Genomic DNA, 26852 nt, shown 5'->3' on the forward strand with positions numbered 1-26852 from the left:
AATGATTTACGCAAAGAAGCAGACGAGAAAATGTTCTTACGATCGCTGTTGCTCATGGATTTCTCTTATCTAGTAGGATCTTATGCAGTTGAAATCCCCTCACAAAGGCGAGCGCTCCGCTTCTTCAGAATCATTTTTCTCGCTTGCTTATTCAGCTATTCTTTAGTTCAACTAATATAATCTAAAGCCTCAAAGCATAGATCGAGGCGGTATTTCTTCTTCCGCAGACTCCCGGTTCTCCTGCTTGTACCACTGAACGAAGACGTAAGCCAGCATGGAAGCGAAGATGATCTCCTGAATGAACTTCATCAGGATGCCCCCTACCTGCTGGTCAATATCGGGCGCCAGATAGCCAAAGAATTCCGGGCCTCCGAACTGGCTAAGCAGCATAGAAGGATCGCCGGACACGCAATATCCCATCGCTTGGGACCAGATTGCAGGATCGCTGTATGTTGCGTACAAGGGCCCCTTAGCAAAGATAATCAAACCACAGGCCGGCGTCAAGAGGACCATATTGAGAAAAATAAAGCCCAACTTCTTCAATCCCTGCACTCCGGCCTTCTCCGGCAACGGAGACGCCAGCGTCCACCACATCAGCACCGCCGCCACAAACAAGACGATATAATACAGACGATGTACCCCGAAATGGAGCATGACATAGTCATGCACGACGGGAAGGTGATAGAAGGAGAACAGTCCATTGAACACCACCGCAGCGACTACCGGATGAACCATGAACCGCAGCTTTCTCAGCGGAGTCGCACTTAGCAGGTCCACAACCCGTTTCCATATCCAGGACGGAAGTCCGAACATAAGCAGCGGAGGAGCGACCAGATAAGACAAAGCCATACTGATCATATGGAAGCTGAACATGATATGTCCGAGCAGCTCTATAGGACCTCCTTGAGCCAGGTAGAGCAAGAACAAGCCCAGAATAAATAAAACTTTCCGAAAGGCCGGTGTCGGCTCGCCCGAACCCCATCTTTCCGATCCCGGACCAATCAGTACAATGTACCCTCCGAGCAATAGCAAAATGACAGCCAGAAATCCCGGACTCCATACATCGGCAAAATTAAAATATTCCAATCCCAGCACGTCAATCCCTCCCTTCCTGCCGATGTGAGTTCTGTCCAAATTGTGAACAAGCCCCTAATAACAGACAAAAACGGTGACAGCATCCCTGTAGAAGGAGGTTCAACAAGAACCCACCTTTGAGGGATGGTACCGTTTCTGCAAAAAGAATTTCCGCCTGAAATTATATTACCACATCTACCACCACATCCAATACAATGCGGCAATAATGGCCAAGAAAGCAACGAAGAAGCCGCCAGCCATAAAGATAATCGGAATCATATGCCCCTTATCCTTCATGTGCATCCAGTAACCGAGTTGGACCAACACTTGCAATACAGCCATCACCAACAGCAATATTACGGTAAAGGCCACATTCACCTCTCCGGCGGCCACTGCTGCAAATGCAATCAGCGTCAGAACGATGGAGAATATAAAAGCGATGACATGCTTCTCCGGCCCTTCATGTCGCTGACGCCGCTTCACCACCGGAGCCCGGCCTTCCGATTCCTGATTGACCATATGCTAAACCACCCTTCCGAGCAGATAAACGACCGTAAAGATGAACACCCACACCACGTCGATAAAGTGCCAGTACATCGCGGCCACATAAATCTTTGGTGCAGTAACTACGGTGAGCCCTTTCTTCATCAATTGCCCAATCAGCAGCGCAATCCAAGCGATCCCGAACAGTACGTGCGCTCCGTGAAATCCCACCAGCGTGTAGAAAGCCGAACTGAAAGCGCTGGTCGTCATGCCATACCCTTTGTGTATTACATATTCGGCAAATTCGTAAATTTCCATCCCCAGGAAGCCTAACCCCAGCACAACTGTCGCGCTCAGCCAAACAGCCAGCTTCTTCTTATCTCCCCGGTGCATTGCCTGAATCGCAAATACGCTCATCAAACTGCTGACTAAGAGAATAACCGTCATTGCCGCTGTCAGCGGCAAATGGAACAACTCCTTGGCAGATGGACCATCTGCGACTTGATTCCGCAGGGTCAGGAAGGTCGCAAACAAAGTGCCGAACAGCACGGCCTCACCGCCAAGGAACAACCAGAAGGCCAATATTTTATTGCGCCCTTCCAGCGTTGCCTTCTCCGGCTCGGGCGGAAGCGTCTCCGCTGTGTTTAGCGTATGTGGCGTCGTCATGCTTTGACCTCCTTCCCGTTCAGTTCCTCCGGCTCAATATGCCAGCCCGGGTCATCGTTCAAGGAACGAAGCAACATCGAAACGAACGTAATTCCAAGCCCGATGCCAACAATAATATATTTGTTGAAGAGGAAATTAATTAGACCATTGCCAAAATCATCATTCGTGAACATAAAACCCAAGCCCGCTATGAATAACCCTACGGACATCATGAACGGTAAAATGGTTGGTGATGGCATATGAATCGGTCCCACCGGCTCCGCAGGTGTCATCTCGCGGTTACCAGCCATCTTCTCTTTCCAGAAAGCATCGATACCACGCACCAGCGGGATCTGCTTGAAGTTATATTCTTCCGGCGGCGATGGAATGGCCCATTCCAATGTACGGCCATCTTCCCAGGCATCCGCAGCAGCATTCTGTGGCCGCTTGGCCGTGATAGCCACATTGACCAGGAATATAATCACGCCAACGCCCATCAGAAATGCACCAATGGTACTGACCAGGTTCATTAGGTCAAATCCCTGATTGGGCAAATACGTAAATACGCGGCGCTGCATCCCGATCAGACCCAGGAAATGCTGAATGAAGAACGTCAAATGGAAACCGATAATAAAGGTCCAGAACTCCCATTTTCCCAACCTCTCGTCCAGGACACGGCCAAACATCTTCGGCCACCAGTAATGCAAACCGGCAAACAAGCCTAGCACCAAGCCCCCGACAATAACGTAGTGAAAGTGTGCCACTACAAAATAAGTATCATGGTATTGGTAATCAGCAGGCGCCGAAGCCAACATCACGCCGGTTACCCCGCCCATAACGAAGGTCGGAATAAACCCGGAAGCGAACAAGTTAGCTGTGGTAAAACGAATCTGGCCACCCCACATTGTAAACAGCCAGTTGAAAATTTTGATCCCTGTTGGTACAGCGATCAGCATCGTAGCAATGGAGAACAAGGCGTTCGCAACCGGTCCCATACCGGTGGTGAACATATGATGCGCCCAGACCATGAAGCCAAGAAACGCAATCAGAATCGTAGCAAACACCATCGAGCTATACCCGAACAAACGCTTACGGGAGAAGGTACTAACCACTTCGGAAATCATACCAAAGGCCGGCAAGATCAGGATATAAACCTCGGGGTGCCCGAATATCCAGAAGATATGCTGCCACAGCACCGGGTTCCCGCCGTTCGCTACGTTAAAGAAATTGGCGTCCAGTATCCGGTCAAATGTCAGCAGAACCAGGCCGACGGTAATGGCAGGGAAGGCGAACAAGATCATGGCAGATGTTACGAAGGTGGTCCAGGTGAACATCGGCATCCGCATGAACGACATGCCTGGAGCCCGCATCGTAATAATCGTTGCCAAGAAGTTAATCCCGCCAATCAGTGTACCCAAGCCCGCAATTTGCAGACCAATCGTATAGAAGTCAACCCCGTGCGTCTTACTGTATTCCGTGGTTGATAGCGGAGTATAGGCGGTCCAGCCTGCATCCGGTGCTCCGCCCATAATCCAGCTCAGGTTCAGCAGTAACCCCCCGAACAGAAATGTCCAGAACCCCAGGGAATTCAGGAAAGGAAAGGCTACATCACGCGCCCCGATCTGGAGCGGAATAACGGCATTCATCAGTGCAAAAATAATGGGCATGACACCCAGGAAAATCATCGTAGTTCCGTGCATCGTAATCAGTTCGTTAAATTGCTGCGCGGTTACAAAATCATTCATTGGCTTGGCAAGCTGAATACGGATTAATAAAGCCTCAATCCCGCCGATGCCAAAGAAGAAGCCGCCAGCCAGCAAATACAAAACGGCGATTTTCTTATGGTCGACTGTCGTCAACCAATCCATCAACCCCTTGTGCCGCTTGACAGTGTGAGCATGAGCCAAGGTTTGTACCTCCTTTAAATTCCTATCCATCCGGTTCATCCTTGGAAGACGATTTTTTGAACTACCTCTAGTAGGATAAGGTGCTGTTCGCCAGATACTCGGCGATGGCCTCAATCTCGGCATCAGTCAGCCCCAGGTCCTCCTTCGGACTTGGCATCTTGTTGCCCGGCTTCACCTTCTGCGGGTCAGTCAGCCACTCAACCAGGTTGTCCTTAACCGGCTTTCCGTTGATTGGATTGCCTGAAGCCTCGGCGTTATGTAGAATACTCGCCACCGTCTCCCGATTACCGATCCCCGTCAGGTTAGGTCCAAGCGGTCCCCCCTGATCACCCACTGCGTGGCAGCTCAAGCACTGCGCCTTGAACACTTCTGCCAGCGCCGGGTCTTCAATCGTCTGTACCGGAGCTTTCATCGATTCAATCCAGCGGTCGAAAGATTCCTGGCTTACAGCCTTAACCTTGAACTCCATGAAGGCATGGGAGGTTCCGCACAATTCGGCACATTTGCCCAGGAATACCCCTTCATTGTCCGCCTCCAGCCAAGCCTTATTGATCGTTCCATCCGTGTTGGTATCCGTCTTGCCCCCCAGTGAAGGAACCCAGAACGAGTGCAGCACATCGGCCGTCTTCAGTTCAAGGGCAATCTTCTTCCCTGTTGGAATAATCAAATCCTGAGCCGTTGTTATCCCGTATTCCGGGTAAGTGAATTCCCACCAATACAAATGCGAGGTGACTTTCACCTTGACCGCATTGGCATCCTTGGAATAATCCTCCCCAAAGGCAAACACCTTCTGTACCGTGGCTACCGCCAAAATCAGAACCAGTACCAGCGGAATCGCGGTCCAGAGGATCTCCAGCTTATGGCTGCCTTCAACCTGCTTGGGAATTTCCGTCTCCTCAGGCTTACGGCGGAATTTGATCCACACATAGGCAGCGATACCGAACACCACGAGCATTACGGCTACCATAATGGTAATCGACAACGTAATCAGCCCAAGTTGGCCTTGCGCCACAGGCCCTTGCGGCCTTAGCACGGACAGGTCTTCACGGCCACATGCGGACAGGATGAGCGACAGCATGGCAAACAAAGGCAATAGCCGCCTTACAGCCTTCCACGATTTCATCATTGATCTACCCCACTTCTTACGTTTTCTTCCGTTTCATTTCATCATTTCTGCACATACCCTTAAAAATTGCGATTAATACCATGAAAAGCATGTTTATGTCAATTATAATGATCACCTATTAAATATATGATTGAACCCCTTTTTTGTCAATGATTCAACATCCGTTTCCAGTCTATTGGAAAACACACAAACCCTTGCTACGAAAGGGTTTGTTAACGGTTTCTATTTTTTACCCCATCCTTGAAAGGGCTCTCACAAATAGACCAGTAAAGGGCGTTTTTCCAAGTTACAGATTTCGCAATTTTTTGACATTTTTCTAAACTTTTCGACATTAAGACAAAAAAAGAGGGGTTGCCCCCTCAATGTCATTAAGTTAAGGAATGAGCCCAGAATCAAGAAAAAGAGCAGGTTATCGAAAAGATAGCCCGCTCTTTTTTTTGCGCCGACAACAAGGAAAAAGGCTTGACAAGTGGTCTGAAATGTGTGGCGAAGCCCCTTGAAAAACGAGGAGGTTTTGTCATTGAAAACATATGCGGACACGCTTAAAAAAACGCTGACCTCCCTGATACAAGAGATGTCAGCGGCACCCGAACCTTATGTTAAACATCCCGGTAAGGACTTTACCCGAACGAAAAAGCTACCGTTTGAAACGGTGATGCAGCTCCTGATTTCCATGGGCGGCAACAGCCTGTACAAGGAACTTTTGGAATTGCAGGGCTATGACGTGAACACGGCGACCACTTCTGCTTTTGTTCAGCAGCGAAATAAGATTCTTCCGTCTGCGGTGGAGGGCTTGTTTCACAAATTTACGCAATCGTACATGGATATCAAGGACTACCGCGGCTATCGATTACTGGCCATTGACGGCTCAGATTTACATATTGCCACGGATCCTTTAGACACGAATACCTACTTTCAAAGCCAGCCGGACACGAAGGGCTATAACCTTCTTCATTTGAACGCAGCTTATGACTTGTGCAACCGACTTTACGTGGATGCGATTGTTCAGCCGCGAAGGTTATGTCATGAAGGGAAGGCACTAGCCGACATGGTGGACCGTTCCTCTATCCAAGGAAAAACCATGGTTATTGCGGATCGGGGTTATGAAAGTTACAACAATTTCGCACATATTGAACGCAAAGGGTGGAACTATGTCATACGAGTAAGGGATTCTAGCGGCATGGTTAGAAGCTTGCCGTTGCCTACAGATGGAGAGTTTGATCTCCCGGTTCACCTGACACTCACCAAAAAACAAACCAACGAGATCAAGGCTCATCCCGAGATATACCGATTCGTCCCTGCTACTTCTACATTTGACTTTTTAGATCTGCGTGAGCACTTGTTTTACCCGATTTCCTTTCGGGTGCTTCGCCTCCACCTGCCTAACGGCGAATACGAAACGGTCATGACGAATCTTTCTGACGCTGACTTTCCGCCAGAGGAGATCAAATCTATCTATAATATGCGATGGGGCATTGAGACCTCGTTCAGGGCATTGAAATATACCGTCGGTTTGACGAACTTTCACGCGAAGAAACGGGAGTTCATCCTCCAAGAGATTTTCGCAAGAATGATCATGTACAACTTTGCTGAAATGATGACCTCGCACGTCTTCATTTCCCAAATGGATAAGCGGCACCCCTACCAAGTCAACTTCACGGTGGCCGTTTACGTTTGTAGACAATTTCTGCGCTCAAGAGATGATGATCCCCCGCCCGATGTTGAAGCACTGATTCGCAAGAACCTTTTGCCGATTCGGTCCCATCGCCCCGGGCAGACGAATACGCGCAAAGTCCGCTCGCAATCAGTCGTTAGCTTCGTTTATAGAGTAGCATAATTCAATAGGGATGAACATTTTTAAAGCGGACATTCCATCCGCTTTGTTTGCTGTACGCATTTCCAATTGTCTGCATAAAAAAACAAACGACACAGGATTTTCCTTATGCCGTTTGTTTCCCCATCACCAATTATCATTTTGTCTCTAGGCTTAACTTAATGACATTGGTTGCCCCCTCTCTACTCTCCGCCAGACAGCACTACCGGTCCATCCTCCGTGATGGCCAGCGTGTGCTCATAATGCGCACCCAGGCTTCCATCCGCTGTTCGAATGGTCCAACCATCATTCTCCCATAAGACAGCCCCGGTCTCGCCACCGGTAAATATCGGCTCAATGGTGATCACCATACCTGGCTGCAAGGTAATCCCTGTATGAGGTCGGCCGAAATTTGGCACATCCGGCGCTTCATGCATGACTCGGCCAATACCATGCCCAATCAAAGACTTCACGATGCCGATTCTGGATGCCTTGGCTACTCGCTGGACCGCATAACCGATGTCACCGAGCTTATGCCCCGGCATAGCCTGAGCAATACCTGCCAGCAGGGCCTGCTCTGTTACCGTCAGCAGGTTCTCTGCCGCCTCGCTAACCTCGCCGATCCGATACGACCAACCCGAATCCGCCAGCCAGCCCTTCCTGTTCACCACGATATCGATCGTTACGATATCTCCCGCTTCCAGCTTACGCGTCCCGGGAAAACCGTGGCACACCACATCGTTGACCGAAGCACAGGTCGCGTAGGGGAACCCGTGATACCCCTTCTGCTCCGGAATCGCCCCGCGTTTAGCCAGGAATGATTCCACAAATGCATCAATCTCCATCGTTGTGATTCCCGGTCCAATCAGCTTCGCAATGCCTTGGTGGCATTCCGCAAGAATGATACCCGCATCGCGAATTCGAGCAATCTCATCTTTTGTTTTTAAACGTACCTTCACGTTCCATTGTCTCCCTTCCATGCTCCACTTCCGTCTCTGCTCATTCAAGACAGCTTGGCTTAGACAAAAAAACGTCCCGGACGCATCACTTACGCGCCGGAACGATCATATACTTGCCTTTAAATCGATCAAGAAACGGAAGAATTCATCTTTCCCATCTCATGCTCTACTAGGTTAGTCAATTCCTCCTCATAGCCGCCCATAATACGATATTTACGAACATATTCTTTCACGAACTTCTTCGGATCTTTAGGTTTAAAGATTCGGGTCATTTCCCGTAAACTTTCTTTAACTTCATCATGACCTTTCGTTGCCATAACTCTTTCCCTCCCAGAACGTTTAAGGTAAATGCTCCGATTTCGTGACGCCGAAAAGTGTTTGGTGAGATTCTTGAAGTCGTGCCGGCTATTCAGTTGTGGAAAAACCTCCTACTGCCTATTGTATCATATTCAGAAACAGGTTTCAGCTTTCTTCCAAACATACATTTTTGCAAGCGTTTTTTTCATTGTACGCAATTTCTTCCCAGAAAATGCAGAAACTCCGCAAGCCCAATGCTTACGGAGTTCATGCCAAACCCTGATCTTACCTGCTTGCTGCCGATCGCGGCCAAGCGGTTCTTTCAAGTGAAGGCTCGTCATATAGTGGGTGATGAAGACATCCTTTTCTCAGAAAGAAGGTTGGCCCATGTCCCCATTCAAATCATCTACTGGTCTATACGAGAACGTCGCAGGTTTCTTATGCTACCTGTTCGCCTTTGTTGGTGGCGTCGTCTTTCTCGTGCTGGAGAAGCGCAGTCGGTTCGTCCTGTTCCATGCGCTGCAATCGGTCATGCTGTTCGGCGGACTGATGCTGGCGCATGCCCTGTCCGGCTTCTTGCCCGTGATTGGCGTGGCCGTCAGCATGCTGCTCTCCCTGCTGGGTGTCACCCTTTGGGTTGTGCTCATGCTGGCAACTTTGCAAGGCAAGTGGCTAAAGCTGCCTTGGATTGGCGAACTGGCTGAGAAGCAGCTTCACCGGATGTAGCCGGAGCCGGCGAATGGACCTAAGGTCTGCGGGGCTCCTAGCTTAATTGCCGGCTTGTCCCGGTTCCGCCTTGACCGATTTGTTGCCCTTCAGCCCGTTAAACAGCAAATTCATGACAATGGCGGTAAAGCTACCAGCCACAATACCGTTATCGACCAGAATGCGCAGCCCCGCCGGCAGACGGTCGAAGATTTCCGGCAAGACGGTGACGCCCAGCCCCATCCCTACGGAGCAAGCGATGATCAGCAGATTTTCATGCCGATTCAAATCCACTTGATCGCCCAGCATACGAATACCCGAGGACAAGACAAGCCCGAACAAAGCGATCATGGCTCCCCCCAGCACGGATGTGGGTACGAGTTGCGTCAATGCGGCAATCTTCGGCACAAAGCCGATCAGCACCAGGAGTCCCCCGGCAACAAAGATAACGTCACGGGTTTTGACCCGGCTCATTTGCACCAGACCCACGTTCTGTGAATAAGTCGTATACGGGAAGGAATTGAAAATCCCGCCCAGAATAATAGCCAAGCCTTCCGCACGATAGCCGCGCGTCAAGTCCTTGGAGGTAATGTCTTTACCCACGATTTTGCCCAGTGCCATGAATACGCCTGTGGATTCCGCTACGCTGACAATCGCCACAAGGATCATCGTCAGAATTGCGGAAGCATGGAACGTTGGCTTGCCGAAGTAGAACGGCTGTACCGCGTGGAACCAGCTTGCTTCCTTCAGCGGTGTCAGGTCTACTTGTCCGGCAAAAGCAGCGACGAGCGTACCTGCAAGCAATCCAAGCAGTACAGAGATAGAGCGCAGGAACCCTGTGGCAAAGCGGTTCATAAGTATGATGAACAGCAGTACCCCAAAGCCTAACGCCAGGTTAAACGGGCTACCGAACTCAGGATTCACTCCTGGATTGCCACCGCCCAAATCGGAGATGGCTACCGGAATCAAGGTAACACCAATAATCGTGACGACTGATCCGGTAACGACCGGTGGAAATAACGCAATTAATTTGCCGAACAAATTGGCAAACAGAAGTACAAATAGACCCGAAGCAATGATCGCCCCATAAATAGCAGATACCCCCGCCCCATCCTCTAATCCGATAGCAATCATTGGCGATACCGCCTGGAACGCACAGCCCAGCATGACCGGAAGTCCGATGCCGAAGAAGCGGTTGCCCCAAACCTGCAGCAAGGTAGCAACACCGCAAGCCAGCAAGTCAATGGCAATCAGATACGTCATTTGCTGATGGGTGAAGTCCAGCGCGCCCCCCACAATCAGCGGCACAATCACAGCCCCGGCATACATAGCCAGGACATGCTGCAAACCTAGCGACAACGTCTTGATTGGATGACGGTGTCTTTGAAATACTCTCTCTTGTTCCATGTGAATCCAGTTCCTCCCCGGTGTATCGGTAATTTATATTTATAGTGTTACGCTTACGCTTGCTCTACAAAGGTCACCTTACCCTCATCCAGCGAAGCGATGCGCACCAGCGAATCCACGCGGTAGCCCGCTTCCGCGAGCAGGCGTGCTCCCGGCTGGAATGACTTCTCAATGACAATTCCGATGCCGGCCACACTGGCTCCGGCCATCTCGGCTACGCGGGCCAGACCGAAGGCTGCCTCGCCATTTGCCAGAAAGTCATCCACGATCAACACCCGATCCTCAGCAGACAGGAACTTCTTCGACACTGTAATCTCGTTCGTTTCTTGCTTCGTGAACGAGTACACCTTTTCCACAAAAATATCGTCCTTAAGCGTCAATGATTTATGCTTGCGGGCAAAGATCATCGGTACACTTAGTTCCAACGCTGTCATGATCGCCGGGGCAATTCCCGAAGACTCGATCGTCAACACCTTCGTAACCCCCGCATCCGCAAAGCGCCGGGCAAATTCCGCCCCCACTTCCTTCATCAGCACCGGGTCCATTTGATGATTCAGGAAGGAGTCCACCTTCAATACTTGATTCCCCAGTACGATACCTTCCTTGATGACTTTGTCTTGTAGCAGCTTCATTACAGCTTCCCCCTTGGTCTTCTTTAACATGATTCCAGGCATACGAATTTGCAGTCCGCGCCAAAACGCAAAAAAGCCCATTCCCTAAATCGGAAATGGACGTGCAGACAGAAACCCTATTCGTCGCTTGGGACAACCGAAACAACAGACGTTACACGCCTACCGGTCCCCCAGCCAATCCATAGCGTTTCCCGTAGTCCGATCATTCCGGTGATCAGGTAGAGACATGCAAGCCCATTCTTGCACTTATACGAGAAAATGAATTTAACTTCGCACACAATGTTAGAAGTATAACGCAAATGTACGCGGGAATGGAAGAGGGATTTGGTGGGCGCGGGAAAAGTTCTTAAAAAGTTTTTCGTTTTTGTGTCCGCCCCAAAGCGACATCTATAAAGGTCTGGAATTCCGCGGTAGCAAATGGTTAAGCAGGGACTTCAGCTCCCCATCCTCTTTGTAAGTGGTCTCGCCCGTATCCAGGTGGCGCACACGGATTTCTTCATAGTCTGCGCTGGCCTGCGTCGGCTTGAAGATTAGGTTCTCCCGGTCTTCTAACCGTAGATGGTAGCCCATGTCTTCAAACATTTGCAGAAGATCGCTCTCGTCCGGTAGCTTCCCTGGGTCAATGAAGATTAATCCCCTCAGCTCCTTCGTGCCATCTTTATGTACAACATCGAAGTGTACGATGCATTCCATATGCCTCACGCTCCCGAAATGATAGTTGCGGCATTTAGCTTCCCCTGCCGGCTTCATAAGCATACAGCCGCCGGAGCAGAACCCCGGCGGCTGCGTACTTACTATATATTACGGACATCCCCGCCGCTTGGGCGGTTCATTTTATTACAACACCGTGAACTTTTCCATTTACGAGCACAAGCCAGCTAAGTGCTCATGAATTGGAATAGCCCCCGTTAGGCTAGATTTGCTCTGAGCCGCAATGCGGGCACCATTTGGTTCCCTTGACCAGAATCGAGCCGCAAATTTGACATTTGACCGTGGCGACCCGAGTCTGTGGCGGCTCCTGCACAGGTTCCTCCGTCTGCACCGCTGCTTCCGCCGTTTCGGTCCATTTACGAATTCGAAGATCCAGATCATCCTGACGTTTGCGCTCCCGCTCCAGGTCACGCTGTAAACGCTCTTCCTCTTCGGGATCAAATTCAGGCTGTGCCGGTTCAAACTCCCGCTGGGGTGCACGATATTCGATCTGATCCTCCTGCAAGGTCGCCGCCAGCAGCTTCTCCAGCTTGCCATCCACCTTGGGCTCGCTTGTCTGAGATTCGCTAGGGACAAAGACGTCCTCTTCTAGCAGCGCATTTACACCCGGAGCTGCTATTGCATCGATTGATGTCTCCTTGACAGGCGCCTCCGTGTATTCCTCCTTGGCTGCCGCTGGCTTCACCTTTAACAGCTTATGACCACAATACTGACAGAACATGGCCTCCTCCGCCACGCTACGTCCGCAAGCGCCGCACAGACGTTCATTCTTCAATTCAGCCACCTTGAGGCGAATCTCGTCCCGCTCCTCCGTCAACAGATCACAGGTCTTGGCGAGATCCAACATTTCCTTATCCGCTTCGGACATGTCCTTCTTCCGGTAAGCATCATAGAAGACCTCACCCATTTTTTGAAAATATAACCCAAGCTCTCGTTCGATATTTGAAATTTGCGTATTTAGCTTCCCGATCTCCACGACATTTTGCGCACGATCGGTCACCTTTCCCGCTCCATCTTTCAGTCGTTGTAAAATATTCATGAGATGACTCCTCCCCGCGAAATATTCATTATCATACCAGATTTCACGCCGCTATGAAAACCGACTTCCGACTCAGGACGCGGCTTCCACGCTTTGGAAAGAAAATGGTTGTCAATTCCATAAATGATTCATGGCATGAATAGGTAGTTGAATAAGGGGCTTTTTCCCAGAGTCGACTCCTTCAAATTTTAGTTTTCCTTCGAATCCTTACCATCCTTTGACTGCTCTGAATAATAAGTATTGAGCAATTGGTCCAGTTCTTTAGATTTTTTTAGTACCTGAGAAGCGGAAATCCCGTACTTTTGAGCCAATTTATGCATCTCCAGACGCTTCTTCTCGATCGGCGATTTCTTCATGCTGTGTCTTTCTCCTCTCTTTCTCCCTCCTTATATTAGTATAGGTTACTAAAAACAAGAAAAAAATAAATTAAAAAAAGAAACGATCTCATGATTGAGATGCGTTTCTTTTTCGTTGTATCGTGAGTTAACCGCCTTCACCATGAGACATGGTCTGAACAACGATTGGTGGTACAGGGCTATTACCATTACCTTCGACTTCTATGAAGTCTCCCTTATACAATACGGCAATGTTCAACAAAATCAACAGGGTAGCCATCCACTTCTTCATTCCTGATCACACCTTTCATAATTTCTAGATACCGACTCGTTTGAGTCGAATTGGCTTGATTACGATATTTCTCAAACCAAGCTACACAAGTAATTGAAAGCTTATTATTTGATAACATCATCCACTGCAATGACAGCAGCAGATAGTCAAGCCCGCGGGAAATCAATCCTTGGTTAAAATTGTAGAGTGCCAGTCCATAAAAAAGCTGCATTCTACGTGTTGCACTAAACGCTGGATCGTAATATGTAATTCCATCGGTCGAAATATTTGTAGTTAGTTCCTGTATCTCTTGTTCAAACCGTGGAAGAACTGAATTAACATCATGCTTATGTCGAAGTGCAGCCTCAATAATAGTGATTAGCCCCGGCAAACGCTCAGCCTTATGACAATCAAGAAAGTCCACATAATCCGATAAATATTTGAACTCACCTAACAAAATATATAAGCTTAAACGGTTGCCCCTGGCAAAAACAGAAAGCCGTTCTACTTCCTTCAGGCCTCTTTCATCCAGGCTACTAAACCAACTCAAATCCTCGTAAGACTTTATATACTGAAAGGCTTCCCCATACCTTCCTTGTTTCTCCAGAGCATTACCCCTGAGTAAAAAACTTTGTCCATAGTAGACCACCAATGGTCTCTCTGCTGCTTCTCTGGCCAAGGAGTTCCTCTGTGCTCCTTCTTCCTGTCGAAGACAAATTTGGACACAATCCAGCATGTCTAGGCAGCACTTCTCAACATCATCCCACTTCTTGAGAATGAAATGTACATTTGCCAGTTGCAACAAGGCATCAAGCTGATGGTGAATGGACAGACGCTTGAGATAAGGCGAGAATCTGATGGCAGCCTGGTAATATGTATCAATATCCAGTGGCTGGCTAATCTCAGCGCGAAACCATTTATAGTGGCTAATGGCAAAACGCTCGGAGTGTTGTTTTATTTCATTCTGCACCACACACCGATACAAAGGAATAGCGTCAACTTTACGTCCAGCCTTATACAGTTCCTCCGCCATTTCGAACACAGCCGCTACATATTGCGGCTCTTCCATAAGCCGATCTAATACATCATCAACCAAGTCCCACCTTTGCAGGTCAAGACAACGCATTAGTAAAACTTTTACCCGCCGCCAATGAGGCTTCTCTCTGAAGCACTCTTCAACGTACTCCGCGTACAACCATCCTTCCGGGTGGCCCAGAGCTTTAGCCAACTCGTCCAACAGAGGAACAGGAATAAGCTTCGTCAAACGATTCAAGCTGCTGCTTAGCAGTCCCCGGTTGACAGCCATCTCTTTTGATAGGCTCGTTATGGTATAGCCTTGCTTTGCCATTTCTCTTGTAATGACTTGTTGAAGATGATGCGGCTCTGTTTCTATGGCCTGCATTGTGCTTAATCACCTCTAAATTGTCCTTCATAATACTTTTACCATAAACAAATCTCTATTGGAAGGTTTATACAATAAATAATAATAGATTTTAGTCATAATTTCAGAGAAAGTGTCGAAGAAGTGCGTAATAGCAAGATTTGCGGAGGGAACAAAGTAGCTGCTGTTCGGATAACTGTCGAGGTAGAAAACATAGGTTAACACTTAAAAGCCAAATTAAAAACCAAATTAACTGGAAAAGCTCCATCTAATTTCTCACTTTTCAAGCGGAATAGAGAATTAGCGGGAAATACTCCAGTTAATTTGAACAATAATTGAGTTTTTGGATTTATTCGGCTGAATTAGCGGGAGCTTTTCCATCTAAATCGCGAATTGTATGCTATAAACCGAAATTAGCGGGAGAAATTCCCGTTAATGTGTTAACGGGAGGGCCCAGCCAAGGCCAAAGCCGCGCGTCACTGCGGCTTGGTGCGCAGCGGGGCGGCGAGTTCCTCTGCCCGCTGCATGACCTGGCTGGCGACCAGCGTAAGGCCGGTCGCCGCGCCCCGCACAGCGCGCAGCTTCCCGCGAGCCGGGTTGCTGCGCCGCGGGAATGCTCTCGTGCTCGTGCTCGCGCTTGGTCATAGCACGAACGTCATCTCCCGCCACCTGCCCGCCAAGATCCTGGGCCCGCTTGGTCTGGGCAGCTCCCTGGGCCTCTGCAAGGCCAGCATAGTGGCTCGCACCTTGGCCGACCTTCTCTTCTGCCAACAGCCAAGGCCCCTGCTCTGGCAACAGAGGTAGCAGCGCAGTTATGCCCTGCTCCAGCAAATCTGCAATCCGGTCAGGTTCATGCTGAAGTCGCTCCACGACGGCTCGGCGTGCCTGTTCTACCGATGGGCTAACCGGAATCAGCACCGTATGTCCCACCGCCGCAGCTACCTTTAACCCATCTGTGTCCACAAGAATAGCGCTTTGTAATTCCTTTAGCTGCTGCGCGGATTCCATTTTCTTAGCTTTCTGTCCCTTTCCGAACTTATCTGCATCACCAGTGCTCATCGGTAACCTCCTCCCGGCTCGCCAAAGCTTCCCTCTTGAAGCATAATCAAGCTTTGCAATTCTTCATCGTTCATTTCAGTCAGCCATTGCTCGCCCGAGCCAACCACTTGCTCTGATAGCGATTTTTTACGTTCGATCAGTTCGTCGATCCGCTCTTCCAATGTTCCCTGACAGATCAGCTTATGAACCTCCACGTTCTTGCGCTGACCGATACGGAATACCCGGTCTGTCGCCTGGTTCTCTACCGCGGGATTCCACCACCGGTCATAATGAACCACATGATTCGCACGAGTCAGGTTAAGACCAACCCCACCCGCCTTCAAAGACAATACAAAGATCGGTGATCCCTCACCCTCCTGAAAGGAACGAACCATCTCATCCCGCTCAGCCTTGGGTACGGCACCATGCAGAAAAAACGGCCGTACTCCATATTGCTCCGTCAATCGCTCCTGCAGCAACTCACCCATCCGCACATATTGAGTGAATATCAGCACCGCTTCCCTGCTGTCCATAATCAGGTCCAGTAATTCCTCCAAACGCTCCATCTTGCCGGAACGCCCCGATGCCACCGATTCAGACGGGCGCAGTGGCCCCCTGGCCAACACAGGATGGTTGCAGATTTGCTTCAAGCGGGTAAGCGATGACAACACCAGGCCTTTGCGGGCCATGCCCTCATGCTCGCCAATTCGGCCCATAAGCTCATCCGTCACCGAGCGATAAAGGCGGACCTGCTCCGTCGTCAACGTGCAATAGGACTTTAACTCGATCTTCTCCGGTAGATCCTTGCGAATATCCGGGTCACTCTTCAAACGACGCAGCAGAAAGGGCGCTACCAACCGCCGCAGCTTCTGCAACTCATCGCTCGGTTGCTCAACGCCTGAGGCGAACCGGGAACGGAAGGAGGCCTGTGTCCCCAGATAGCCGGGATTCAGAAATTGAAAGATAGACCACAATTCACCCAAACGGTTCTCCACCGGAGTTCCCGTCATCGCGATACGGTGTGGTGCATTAAGCTTCATGACACTTTGCGCCTGCTTCGTGCCATAATTTTTAATATATTGCGCCTCATCCAGTACGACCGTGCTCCATTCAACCGAACGCAACTCCTTCGCATCCCGGCCAGCCAGTTGATAGGTCGTAAGCAAAACATCGCCATCAGCATACTCTTGTACGAAGCGTTCCCCCCGGTGACGATTGCTCCCGTGGTGTACATACAGGCGCAGTTCTGGCGCAAATCGTGCAATCTCCCGCTGCCAGTTGCCAAGTAGCGAAGTCGGACAGATGATCAGACTTTTCCCTGGAGAGCTATTAACACGGTCGAGCAACACCGTAATAACCTGGATGGTCTTGCCGAGGCCCATGTCATCAGCCAGCAACGCACCGAATCCTAAATCTCGCATAGCTGAGAGCCACTGATATCCACGCTCCTGATACGGACGCAATGTCCCCCTGAGCCCTTGTGGCACAGGTCTTGGGTCCGGGTGCCGGACGACTGAGCCGGAGACGAATGCGGATAACATGCCCGAAGTCTCCACACCTTCGATATCTACACCCTCAAATTGCACGCTTTCTTCCCCGGCAGACAGATGCATAAGCTCGCGGAACAAGAGTGTACCGTCCTCACGGCGCTTCATAAATTTTAATACCTGACGAATTTCCTTGACGTCTACTTCAATCCATTCCCCGCGAAAAAAAACAAGCGGGTGCTTCGCCGCCGCAAGTTCTGCCAGTTCCTCACGGCTAACGCTCTGGCCTCCGAGCATGGCTTCGGCCTCAAAGGTGACGAGTTGCTCGATTCCGAGCTTGGAAGTTCGTTCAATCGCTGTCTCTCCGGAACCGCTCGCCCAACCTTCGGCTTTAATGCGAATGCCTACGGACCGTCTTCCCTCTCGCGTCCACTTCGAGGGCATCTGTATGGTAACCCCATGCTTACGCAGCACAGGAACGGATTTGCTTAAGAAATGGTATATGACCTCCGGCCCGAGGATTAATTCTTCCGGTCGCCATATCTTCATGACATCTGCCAATTCGCCAGACAAGCTGGCGGCCTTGCTCAGCCGAAGCAACAACGTCTCCTGAACATTCCGGTACAGCATACCATGAATGTGCATATCGGAGGCTGGGTAACTCCAAATCAAGCTTGCGGGCAGCAGCACAGAGCCTTCTTCTACCCCTTCTCCCCAGATGCTTAATCTCCATGCCGACATTCGTGACAGGCGAGATTCCTCCACCACGCCATTTCCCTGAAGAGTGCTGCCTTCTTCTGCGAACATCGGCTCCAGCCGAAGACAAAGCCGCAGGCTATCAGTACGCTCATCTTCGGCTTCCACATCCTCAGCCTTGGGCCGCATCCCTCCAGACTCAGCCACCTCTTGGGTCAGACTGGCTAACTCAGCCGTAACTGCTTGAATATCTGGCGGTTGCCCTCCGGTTAACAGGCTGTTCCACCACAATTCCGCTAGCGGCGAGTACCCCCGTCGATAATCGGCGCGAGCAGGATTAAGCTTCCTTCCTAAATCCTTTACCGCTCCCCGTGTCTCATAATCGATCATCGCTGTCATGAAATTATGCAGAATCACCATTTGGCGTTCCTCCAGCGTGCTTCCTTCCTCCGCAGGCAGACTCTGCACTGCGGCAAGGCAGACGGGTGGCATCGAGCCAGCCAAAAGGCGAAACCGTTCTTCATCCTTCGGCTCCGTTAGCAACGGTCCCCAGACCGCTTGCACCTGTCCTTGCGCTCCCCGGCGCCGCGCCCCGGAGACAGGTGACGGACGTACTGAAGGAGCAATGCGTCCCCGCATTAACAGTTCAAGCACAAACCGCGCCGCCTTGCTCCAGTAGCTCATCTCCGCTCCCGGCTTGAAACCACGCTGCTCCCAAGCCGATTCATCCCAGCCGAGCAGCAACTGCCATGCCTTCTCCACCGGCAACGTCAAGCCCTCCAGCGTACGGCCAATCAAGCTGCGGCGTTCTCCCGTCCTGGGAGATTTCCGCAGCGTAGCGTATGGGAAGCGAATTTCAGCCAGCCGTAGTACGGCATGCTGAAACGGACGATCCCCGGATTCAAGTTCCACACGCCTTAACACTGCGGTCCAGGCGTCTACTTTGGACTCCGATAATTCCCCGGAGAAGCAGAATAGCACCTCCCCGAGCCAAATTCCATACAGGCGTTGATTCATGATGATCTCCCGTCGATATCCTAATTCATTACTAATATCTTATACGAAAAGCGAACCATATAAAACTGAAAAGAGAAGAGGGTTCCGGACGCATATGCGCCGACCCCCTCCATACTATGCATTAATCATTTTGTTTAGGAGCACGGCGAGCAAATAAGGCCCTACACCCGGCAGGGAGTTCCTTCTCGTCAGCTTTTGTTAGGATTTCAAAGCAATAACTTCAATTTCCACCAGGCCGTCCTTAGGCAGCCGAGCTACTTCAACCGCGCTGCGTGCGGGATAAGGTGCTGTGAAGAACGTACCGTATACCTCATTTACTTTCGCGAAGTCGTTCATGTCTTTCAGGAACACTGTCGTTTTAATGACCTTGTCCAATCCACTGCCAGCGGCTGCCAGAACAGCAGCCACATTACGTAGCGATTGAGCGGCTTGCGCTTCTACGCCTTCTGCCAGTTCTCCCGTCTCTGGCACCAGGCCAAGCTGCCCAGAAGTAAACACTAAATCACCGAGCCCGATCCCTTGCGAATAAGGTCCAATTGCCCCCGGCGCTGCTGTCGTCGATATCACTTGTTTCTCCATTTTCCTCATCCCTTCTATTATTTGTTTCTACATTGTAGCGATAATTACCCCGTAAGATCAACCTAATCCGCCTGATCGGGACATATCTTCCCCGGCTTTAACGGCAGGTAGAAGGAGAACGTACTGCCTTGGCCCTCTGCGCTGTCCATATCGATGTATCCGCCAAGCAGCCTGGCCAAATTACTACTGATGGACAATCCCAGTCCTGTTCCACCGAATTTGCGACTGATTGAGCCATCCGCCTGCTGGAACGCCTCGAATACCGCATCATGCATTTCCTTTGGCACGCCGATTCCGGTATCGGTCACAACAAATGCCAGCCACTCTCCGGGATGCGGAATCTCTTCACTCCCCGCACGGCGGATATCCAATTGTACTTGGCCCTCCTGGGTAAATTTGAACGCATTGGACAGCAGATTACGTAAGATTTGGGCAATTCGCTGTGCATCACTTATGACCGTATTAGGCAACCCTCGCTCCAGATTAATCACAAACTGGATATCCTTCTGCTGGGCAATATGTTCAAAATGCATTTGCATCCAGTCCGGCAATTCGGCGAGCACGACATCCTCTTCAACAATTTCCAATCGGCCCGCTTCTACCTTAGATAGGTCGAGTACATCATTAACGATTTGTAGCAAGTCATGACCGGACTTATGAATGATTCGTCCGTATTCCGGGATATCCTCCCCCGCTTCGTCGCTCTCCGAGATAATTTCCGCCAGGTTAATGATGCTGTTCAGCGGGGTTCTCAGTTCATGGGACATATTGGCCAAAAATTCAGATTTGTATTTGGATGCCTGAGCCAATTGCTTAGCCCGGTCCTCCAGACCAATCTTGGCCTTATGTAGCTCATCTGTTTGCTTACGAAGCAGTTCATTGGCGTATTTAAGCTCCAGATTTTGTCGATGCCCTAACTGAAAATCTCGTAGAATCAGAGCAAACAGGATGCTAAGAAAGCTGCCTAGTGGCAAAGTCACCGGCATAATCTCCAGCATGTATTTGCTGAAGGGAATGACGCCGAACAAGGCAAGGTCTACGTAATGAACAAGATTAATGACCAGAATCGTCACCAAGCCCTTAATGAAAAAACGGTAATTGGTCCGCTTCATCCAGACGCTGAGCCCTGCCCCGACAAAACCAAGAATTGTCAGGTTGACCAGACCGACGATCGCTGCCTCACTCACTCCAAAGGTCAAACGGGCCATACCAATGCCGACACCAATCAAGATGACGGTCGCCGGTTGCGCATAAACGAAGGCCGCTATAATTAACGGTACGTAACGCAGATCAAATATCACATCATCCTTCAGGCGAAAGCCAAACTTCATGCAAATCCAGCCCGATACAATCATCAGCAGCACGGACAATACATAAATCATACGTGGCGACGTTCTCCGCAGCCCATATTTATATAGGATATTAGCCAGATAAGTGACGGTAACCAGCATGCCCAAATTCAGTAAAAAAGTATTCCCTATTCCCACCCGACTCACCTCCCAAAATTAATTTCGTGGCCATACAGCAATAACCCTGCCGCAATATTTTCAGTATGACATACCCAAGCTTTCTAAAAAATAAATATTTTAAATATTAAGCAACCGTTTACAGGCGCTATATCCCTTGCGGGGTATAGCTTTGTTCAATTCAGGACGTTGAGCTATGTCACAATTAATGTGATTCATTTCACATTATCACGTATTTTTATATGCTAAAATTCCCTCGACAAAGGTTTTTCAGACTGCTCAATTCCTTGTGACAGCCCACTTTTTAGCTCTTGCCCGTTTTGAGTTTATGTAGTTAAATAAGGAAGTTATTAAAATGTCTTCACATTTTAATATATATAATTCATTCACTGGAGGTCTCTATCATGAAAAAAGCTTCAATCATTCTTAGCAGCGCTTTGCTGTTGGGTTTGTTGGCAGGTTGTGGTTCGAACAATGGCGCAAATACAACAGAACCGGCGAACAATACGCCTGCTGCTACTGAAACCAATGCAAGCGATAGCACGAACAGTGCTGAAGCAGGCAGCTATCAAGACGGCGTTTACTATGCTCAAGGTGAAGCTGATGCAAAAACAGGTTGGCAATATTATGTTACCCTCACAGTTTCTGGAGGAAAGATTACAGAAGCAAATTGGAATGCTATTAATGCAACAGTTCCCGTTGATAAAGTAACCTACTCCAAAGAAGGCAAGTACGGTATGAAAGACGGCGGTGCTGCTTCCGAATGGCATGAGCAAGCCGAAAAAGCGGAACAATATTTAATTGAAAAGCAAGACCCAAAAGATATTACCCTAAATGAAGAAGGTAAAACAGATGCTATCGCTGGCGTATCTGTTCATGTGAATGAATTCTTCACACTGGCTGACCAAGCTTTGGCTGCTGGCCCTGTTGATTCAGTAACGTACAAAGATGGTACTTACCATGAAGAAGGCGCTGAATTCGACGCTAATTCCGGTTGGAAAGAAACCGTAGATGTCGTTGTAGCTGCTGGTAAAATTGTTAAAGTTAACTTCAGTGGTGTGAATGAAAAAGGTGAAGACAAAAAGCAAACTTCGATCGATGGCAACTATGGCATGAAAGCAGCCGGTTCCGTGGGCGAATGGCATGAAGAAGCAGCTACTGCTGAAGCTTTCCTGGTGGAAAGTCAAGATCCTGCGGCTGTAACTTTCAATGAAGAAGGCAAAACAGATGCTATCGCTGGAGCAACCATCAGCCTGCAATCCTATTTCGAACTCGTCAGCAAAGCACTTGAACAAGCTAAATAATTATAGTCACCAATGAATCTAAATTAAGAAGAGGTGAATCTCTTGAAGAAGATCGTAGTTTTGGGCGGTGGTTATGGCGGTGTCGTCACTTCCAAGCATCTGGCCAAACTGTTGAAAAAAGATAAAGATGTAGAGATCCAATTGATCGACCGCAACCCGTACCATACGCTGTTGACTGAGTTGCACGAAGTCGCAGCTAACCGGGCTCCTGAAGATTCAGTAAAAATCGAACTCAAGAAGATTTTTGCTGGTCAAAAAGTTGACGTTGTTCTGGACTCCATCGACAACATCGACTTTAATGCCAAGGAACTTCGTTCCGAGCAAAATACTTACAAATATGACTACCTGGTTATCGGTTCTGGCTGTAAGCCAACCTTCTTTGGTATTCCAGGTGCAGAAGAGCATGCGTTGACCCTGTGGTCTTATGAAGACGCTGTTCGCTTGAAAGAGCAAGTTCGCCGCATGTTCAGCGAAGCTGCTAAAGTAAAAAATCCGGCTAAACGTCGCAAGATGCTCTCCTTTGTTGTCGTCGGCGCTGGCTTTACCGGTGTGGAACTGGTCGGGGAACTGGCTGAATTCCGGGACGAGCTTTGCAAAGAGTTCTTCATTGACCCAAGTGAGGTTCGTCTGGTCGTTGCCGATATGGCTCCGAAGATCTTGCCAATCTTGCCTGACAAATTGATTGAGAAAGCAGCGAAACGCCTGCGCAAGATGAACGTAGAAATTGTAACAAGTGCGAAAATCACTGGCGTTACTCCATCCAGCGTACAATTGGGCGAAGGTCAGGAGCTTGAAGCTGATACCATCGTTTGGACAGCCGGTGTTGAAGGCTCTGAACTGGTTGGCAAGCTTGATGTTAAGCAAGAAGGTCGTAAACGGATCGTCACTAATGACAAGCTGCAAAGCGTTGATCATGAAGACGTATATATCGTTGGCGACAACATCTTCTTCATTCCTGAAGGCGAAACGCGTCCCGTGCCGCAAATGGTGGAAAATGCCGAGCAAGCCGGACCGCTTATCGCACATAATATTCATGCCGATATCCACGGCAAGCCGAAGAAATCATACAAGCCTGGATTCCATGGCACGATGGTATGTATCGGTAGCCGTTACGGCGTAGCCAATGTTGGCTTGCCTAACAAAATGTTCATGCTGACCGGCTTCATGGCTATGCTCAGCAAGCACATGATCAACATGTATTATCTCTTCACCGTAGCTGGCTTCGCTAAAGTCTGGACTTACATGATGCACGAGTTCTTCCATGTGAACAACCGCAGAAGCTTCCTTGGAGGTCATTTCTCCAAGCGTTCGCCGAATTTCTGGCTGTTGCCGCTTCGTGTATTCGTAGGTTACAAATGGCTTGAAGAAGGAATCGACAAATTGCCGAAGATCCTTAAGGACCCTTCGAACATCTTCTTGATTCCGGCTGCTCCTCATGCAGACGCTGTCTCTGCTGCCAGTGAAGCTGCTGGTGCCGTTACTGAGACCGTGGATGCGCAAGCTGCCGCTTCGGCAGTTGAAAGTGCATCGACAGCAGTAACCGCATTGCCTGTACCCGGATTCATCAAATCGATGGTTAATGGTGTTATGGATATTTTCTTCTACACGCCAGACGGCGGTTATACCGCTTTGGCTACTGTGTTCCAATTCTTCATGGTATTCGCGGAAATTGCGATTGGTATTATGCTGATCGTAGGTCTGTTCACTGCCGTAGCTTCTGCAGCTACTGTAGCACTGGGCGTTATGATCTGGTCCTCCAGCATGGCTTCCTCTGAAATGCTGTGGTACATGACTGCAGGCGTTGCCTTGATCGGCGGTTCCGGTAGCATGTTCGGTCTGGACTACTACGTTCTTCCTTGGCTCAAGAAACAATGGAAACGAATCCCACTTGTACGAAGATGGTACTTATATACCGAGTAGACAGTTACCTTTTCTGTTGAGAGCTTGAAACCCGGAGTAATGTGCGCTGTATGCGCACATTACTCTCCTTTTTCTATTCCTGCCGAAATCGGTGTTAGATTACCCTGCAAGCCTACCTGCTTTTTAAGGAGTGTGTCCTTATGAATCATCACCTCATCCAAGATGCTTATCGCTTATTGCAGGGCGAATGTTCGCCCGAGGCCGGCATTATTGTAGATTTACCTGCCCTGGAAGCGGCACCGCTGGCAATGCTTCTGGAGCAATACGATATGACTGCAGTACGACAATGCCGCCTGCTTACCATTTACATTGCAATCAAGCTCGCTTTACAGCGCCATAAGGATTGTGAGCTTCTTGCCTCTGGCGAGGAGCTTACCCGCAAAGTGCTGGATGGCGACTACCTATACAGCTTTTACGTGGAACTATGCCTGAAATGGGAGGAATACGATTTACTTTCGCATCTGGCTCCCATCATCAAGCAAATTCAGATCAAACGCGCGGAAGGCCGCCCCGAAGACGAGCGGCTGCTTAAGGGCTGGGAGTTGTTCCTGCGGCTTGAGCATAACCGCAGTACCGCCAGTCAGGCCATTTAGCGGAGGAGACGCCATGAGGAGACTTGAGGAAACGCTGAATATTCCGTTGAAGACCGTAGACCGGGAGATTGAGAATATGGTCAAATTTGACCGGGATGTCCCCCGCTCCTCTCAGCTTGCCAAGAGCATCATGGAATTGATTCGGTCTGGTGGCAAGCGGGTTCGCCCTTTGATGGTTATTGTGGGCAGCCGATTCGGGCCTGTCTCCGACCCCCAGAAGGTATGGCGACTCGCCGCTGCGGCTGAATTCATTCATGCTGCATCGCTGATTCACGACGATATCATTGACGACTCGCCGCTACGGCGTGGTCAGAAGGCTATGCATACCAAAGTAGGTGTTAGTGAAGCCTTGCATATCGGTAACTACATGTCGGCAAGGGTAATCGAGCTGATTTCCGTCTATTCCGCGGAGCGGGAGCGATTTGCTTATCACCTCTCTTCTCTTGCGACCACAAGGCTTTGCTTGGGCGAGTACCAGCAATTATCCCTGTTATACGATTATGATGTGACCATCGAACAATACTTGGAGAAGTCGAAGAACAAAACAGCACAGCTTATGGCGACCTGCCTGCAAATCGGGGCTCAGGCTACCGGAACCGATACGGCCACCTCCGATCTCTTATATTCCTTTGGAGAGAAGCTCGGCATTGCCTTTCAAATCCGGGATGACCTGCTAGATTTCACACAGTCTTCTGAGAAGCTGGGGAAGCCTGCTGGCGGTGATCTGCGCAGTGGCCAAGTCACCCTTCCCGTCCTGTTCGCCTTGCGTGACGAAGGCCTGGCAAGGCAGATCAGATCCATATCTGTGGACAGCTCGACCGCTCAAGTCGATGAGGTTGTGGCGGCCATTCGGGCTAGCGACGCGCTCCAGCAAACGGAAGCGTTAAGTCAGCGATATTTGAATGAAGCTGAGGAGATTATTTATCAGCTTAATGATTATCCCTCCCACCAAGACCTGCAAGCTCTGCTGGATTATCTGGGTGGACGAGAGAAATAAGACAACAAAACAAAGGCGATGCCAGGATATAAATCCTTTGGCATCGCCTTTGTTTTATACAATTTTTTAGCCTAACATAAAATCTCCGAGCGTAAACAGCAGAATCACCATGCTGATCACCTGATTCAAATTGTATGAGGCCACGTTCATCCGCTTGCGATTCGAGGGCTTGATGATCTTATGCTCGGTCAATAGCAGGATGATGGCAAGAGCAATTCCTACCATGTACATCCAGCCAAGCTGGCGTATAGGGATCAGAACGATCAGGAGAAGCACCATGATCAAGTGCAGCCCAGCCGCGATACGTAAGCCATTCTTGAGACCAAAGGCACTAGGAATCGACCAGAGGCCATGACTGCGGTCAAAATCGATATCCTGAGATCCGTAAATAATATCAAAGCCGGCAATCCACAGCATAACAATCGTACCCAGGATAAACGGTGTGAAGGCAAATTGTCCCGTTACTGCGAACCATGCCCCGATGGGAGCTGAAGCGATGGTAAAACCTAAATACAGATGGCTTAGATAGGTAAAACGCTTGGTGTACGAGTAGGAGGAGATCAGGAAAATCGCCACCGGCGACAAAATCAGGCAGAGCGGATTAAGCATGCCCGCAGCAACAATAAAGATGGCATAGTTAATAACAACGAAAGCGAGTACCTCCCGGGATTCCAGTAGCTTCCTTGGCAAATGGCGGTGCGCTGTCCGCGGGTTCTGCTCGTCAAAGACACGGTCGACCACGCGATTGAAGGCGTTAGCTCCGTTTCGTGCCCCGATCAGGGCGATCAGTCCCCAGAACATAATTCTCCAGGAGGGCAGGCCTTCGGCGGCCCACACCATCGAAATGATGGCAAAGGGCAAGGAAAACAACGTATGTGAAAACATGACCAGTTCGCTGTACAGCCTTATTTTAGTACCGATTTTTCTGGCAACTTCCATGATAAGTACACACTCCTTCAATGCTTAGGCC

At 49.6% G+C, this 26852-nt stretch carries 24 protein-coding genes and 1 riboswitch; of the genes, 6 read left to right on the top strand and 18 right to left on the bottom strand.

Translation table 11 applies throughout. The annotated features are described in order from the left end of the window. Nucleotides 1–189: 189 nt before the first annotated feature. From ctaG to coxB, 5 genes are all read right to left on the bottom strand, one after another. A complete protein-coding gene (ctaG, locus tag BN3279_RS06295; protein ID WP_059049801.1) occupies nt 190–1095 on the bottom strand; it encodes a cytochrome c oxidase assembly factor CtaG in 906 nt (301 codons plus the stop codon). 174 nt (nt 1096–1269) lie between these two features. Beyond that, nucleotides 1270–1593 carry a cytochrome C oxidase subunit IV family protein gene (locus BN3279_RS06300; protein ID WP_059049802.1) on the bottom strand — a complete coding sequence of 108 codons (324 nt, stop codon included), beginning with the start codon at nt 1591–1593 and terminating at the stop codon, nt 1270–1272. 3 nt (nt 1594–1596) lie between these two features. Continuing rightward, nucleotides 1597–2223, bottom strand: a complete 627-nt coding sequence (locus tag BN3279_RS06305; protein ID WP_059049803.1) for a cytochrome (ubi)quinol oxidase subunit III — start codon at nt 2221–2223, stop codon at nt 1597–1599. Next, complete coding sequence (gene ctaD / locus BN3279_RS06310) at nt 2220–4070, bottom strand: cytochrome c oxidase subunit I (RefSeq protein ID WP_187377759.1); 1851 nt, start codon at nt 4068–4070, stop codon at nt 2220–2222. The genes BN3279_RS06305 and ctaD overlap by 4 nt, the downstream gene beginning before the upstream one ends. A gap of 106 nt (nt 4071–4176) precedes the next feature. Beyond that, nucleotides 4177–5235: a cytochrome c oxidase subunit II gene (coxB, locus tag BN3279_RS06315; RefSeq protein ID WP_059049805.1), complete on the bottom strand. Its 1059-nt coding sequence runs from the start codon at nt 5233–5235 to the stop codon at nt 4177–4179. Between the two features lie 520 nt (nt 5236–5755). Here coxB and BN3279_RS06320 point away from each other — a divergent pair. Next, complete coding sequence (locus tag BN3279_RS06320) at nt 5756–7072, top strand: IS4 family transposase (RefSeq protein WP_198343571.1); 1317 nt, start codon at nt 5756–5758, stop codon at nt 7070–7072. Between the two features lie 179 nt (nt 7073–7251). On the opposite strand, the gene map is transcribed toward BN3279_RS06320, so the two are convergent. Continuing rightward, nucleotides 7252–8028: a type I methionyl aminopeptidase gene (gene map / locus BN3279_RS06325; RefSeq protein WP_392396841.1), complete on the bottom strand. Its 777-nt coding sequence runs from the start codon at nt 8026–8028 to the stop codon at nt 7252–7254. 107 nt (nt 8029–8135) lie between these two features. Next, a complete protein-coding gene (locus BN3279_RS06330) occupies nt 8136–8324 on the bottom strand; it encodes a hypothetical protein (RefSeq protein ID WP_059049806.1) in 189 nt (62 codons plus the stop codon). 367 nt (nt 8325–8691) lie between these two features. Between BN3279_RS06330 and BN3279_RS06335 the strand changes: the two genes are divergently transcribed. Continuing rightward, the gene (locus BN3279_RS06335; RefSeq protein WP_059049807.1) at nt 8692–9030 is read left to right on the top strand and encodes a DUF4870 domain-containing protein; all 339 of its coding nucleotides are present in this window, start codon (nt 8692–8694) and stop codon (nt 9028–9030) included. A 42-nt stretch (nt 9031–9072) separates the two neighbouring features. On the opposite strand, the gene BN3279_RS06340 is transcribed toward BN3279_RS06335, so the two are convergent. The 10 genes from BN3279_RS06340 to BN3279_RS06380 form a co-directional block, all read right to left on the bottom strand. Continuing rightward, nucleotides 9073–10416 (bottom strand): nucleobase:cation symporter-2 family protein, encoded by a 1344-nt coding sequence (locus BN3279_RS06340; protein ID WP_059049808.1) that lies wholly within the window; start codon nt 10414–10416, stop codon nt 9073–9075. Between the two features lie 53 nt (nt 10417–10469). Then, on the bottom strand, nt 10470–11048 hold the full coding sequence (locus BN3279_RS06345; RefSeq protein ID WP_059049809.1) for a xanthine phosphoribosyltransferase: 579 nt from the start codon (nt 11046–11048) through the stop codon (nt 10470–10472). A gap of 174 nt (nt 11049–11222) precedes the next feature. Further along, a riboswitch (purine riboswitch) is annotated at nt 11223–11322 on the bottom strand. A 113-nt stretch (nt 11323–11435) separates the two neighbouring features. Beyond that, nucleotides 11436–11741 carry a hypothetical protein gene (locus tag BN3279_RS06350; protein WP_059049810.1) on the bottom strand — a complete coding sequence of 102 codons (306 nt, stop codon included), beginning with the start codon at nt 11739–11741 and terminating at the stop codon, nt 11436–11438. A 220-nt stretch (nt 11742–11961) separates the two neighbouring features. After that, nucleotides 11962–12798 carry a zinc-ribbon domain-containing protein gene (locus BN3279_RS06355; RefSeq protein ID WP_059049811.1) on the bottom strand — a complete coding sequence of 279 codons (837 nt, stop codon included), beginning with the start codon at nt 12796–12798 and terminating at the stop codon, nt 11962–11964. A gap of 188 nt (nt 12799–12986) precedes the next feature. Next, a complete protein-coding gene (locus BN3279_RS23350; protein WP_082672964.1) occupies nt 12987–13154 on the bottom strand; it encodes an aspartyl-phosphate phosphatase Spo0E family protein in 168 nt (55 codons plus the stop codon). Between the two features lie 215 nt (nt 13155–13369). Continuing rightward, nucleotides 13370–14806: a hypothetical protein gene (locus tag BN3279_RS06360; protein ID WP_059049812.1), complete on the bottom strand. Its 1437-nt coding sequence runs from the start codon at nt 14804–14806 to the stop codon at nt 13370–13372. Nucleotides 14807–15217: 411 nt separating this feature from the next. Further along, nucleotides 15218–15844, bottom strand: coding sequence for a hypothetical protein (locus tag BN3279_RS06365; protein WP_059049813.1), 627 nt, complete (start codon nt 15842–15844; stop codon nt 15218–15220). Next, nucleotides 15841–19023 carry a DEAD/DEAH box helicase gene (locus BN3279_RS06370; protein WP_059049814.1) on the bottom strand — a complete coding sequence of 1061 codons (3183 nt, stop codon included), beginning with the start codon at nt 19021–19023 and terminating at the stop codon, nt 15841–15843. The genes BN3279_RS06365 and BN3279_RS06370 overlap by 4 nt, the downstream gene beginning before the upstream one ends. A gap of 198 nt (nt 19024–19221) precedes the next feature. Continuing rightward, nucleotides 19222–19602 (bottom strand): RidA family protein, encoded by a 381-nt coding sequence (locus BN3279_RS06375; protein ID WP_059049815.1) that lies wholly within the window; start codon nt 19600–19602, stop codon nt 19222–19224. A gap of 62 nt (nt 19603–19664) precedes the next feature. Beyond that, the gene (locus BN3279_RS06380) at nt 19665–21089 is read right to left on the bottom strand and encodes a sensor histidine kinase (RefSeq protein ID WP_392396842.1); all 1425 of its coding nucleotides are present in this window, start codon (nt 21087–21089) and stop codon (nt 19665–19667) included. Between the two features lie 383 nt (nt 21090–21472). On the opposite strand from BN3279_RS06380, the gene BN3279_RS06385 reads away from it, so the two are divergent. The 4 genes from BN3279_RS06385 to BN3279_RS06400 all read left to right on the top strand — a co-directional run bounded on the left by BN3279_RS06385 (nt 21473) and on the right by BN3279_RS06400 (nt 25882). Continuing rightward, nucleotides 21473–22372: an FMN-binding protein gene (locus tag BN3279_RS06385; protein WP_059049816.1), complete on the top strand. Its 900-nt coding sequence runs from the start codon at nt 21473–21475 to the stop codon at nt 22370–22372. 42 nt (nt 22373–22414) lie between these two features. After that, on the top strand, nt 22415–24292 hold the full coding sequence (locus BN3279_RS06390; protein WP_059049817.1) for an NAD(P)/FAD-dependent oxidoreductase: 1878 nt from the start codon (nt 22415–22417) through the stop codon (nt 24290–24292). A 140-nt stretch (nt 24293–24432) separates the two neighbouring features. Beyond that, complete coding sequence (locus BN3279_RS06395) at nt 24433–24885, top strand: hypothetical protein (protein ID WP_059049818.1); 453 nt, start codon at nt 24433–24435, stop codon at nt 24883–24885. Nucleotides 24886–24898: 13 nt separating this feature from the next. Next, nucleotides 24899–25882, top strand: a complete 984-nt coding sequence (locus tag BN3279_RS06400) for a polyprenyl synthetase family protein (protein ID WP_059049819.1) — start codon at nt 24899–24901, stop codon at nt 25880–25882. A 66-nt stretch (nt 25883–25948) separates the two neighbouring features. Here BN3279_RS06400 and BN3279_RS06405 read toward each other — a convergent pair whose 3' ends face one another. Then, nucleotides 25949–26821, bottom strand: coding sequence for a UbiA-like polyprenyltransferase (locus BN3279_RS06405; RefSeq protein WP_059049820.1), 873 nt, complete (start codon nt 26819–26821; stop codon nt 25949–25951). Nucleotides 26822–26852 lie beyond the last annotated feature (31 nt).

It is taken from the genome of Paenibacillus senegalimassiliensis, from assembly GCF_001486585.1.
Taxonomy (GTDB): Bacteria; Bacillota; Bacilli; order Paenibacillales; family Paenibacillaceae; genus Fontibacillus; species Fontibacillus senegalimassiliensis.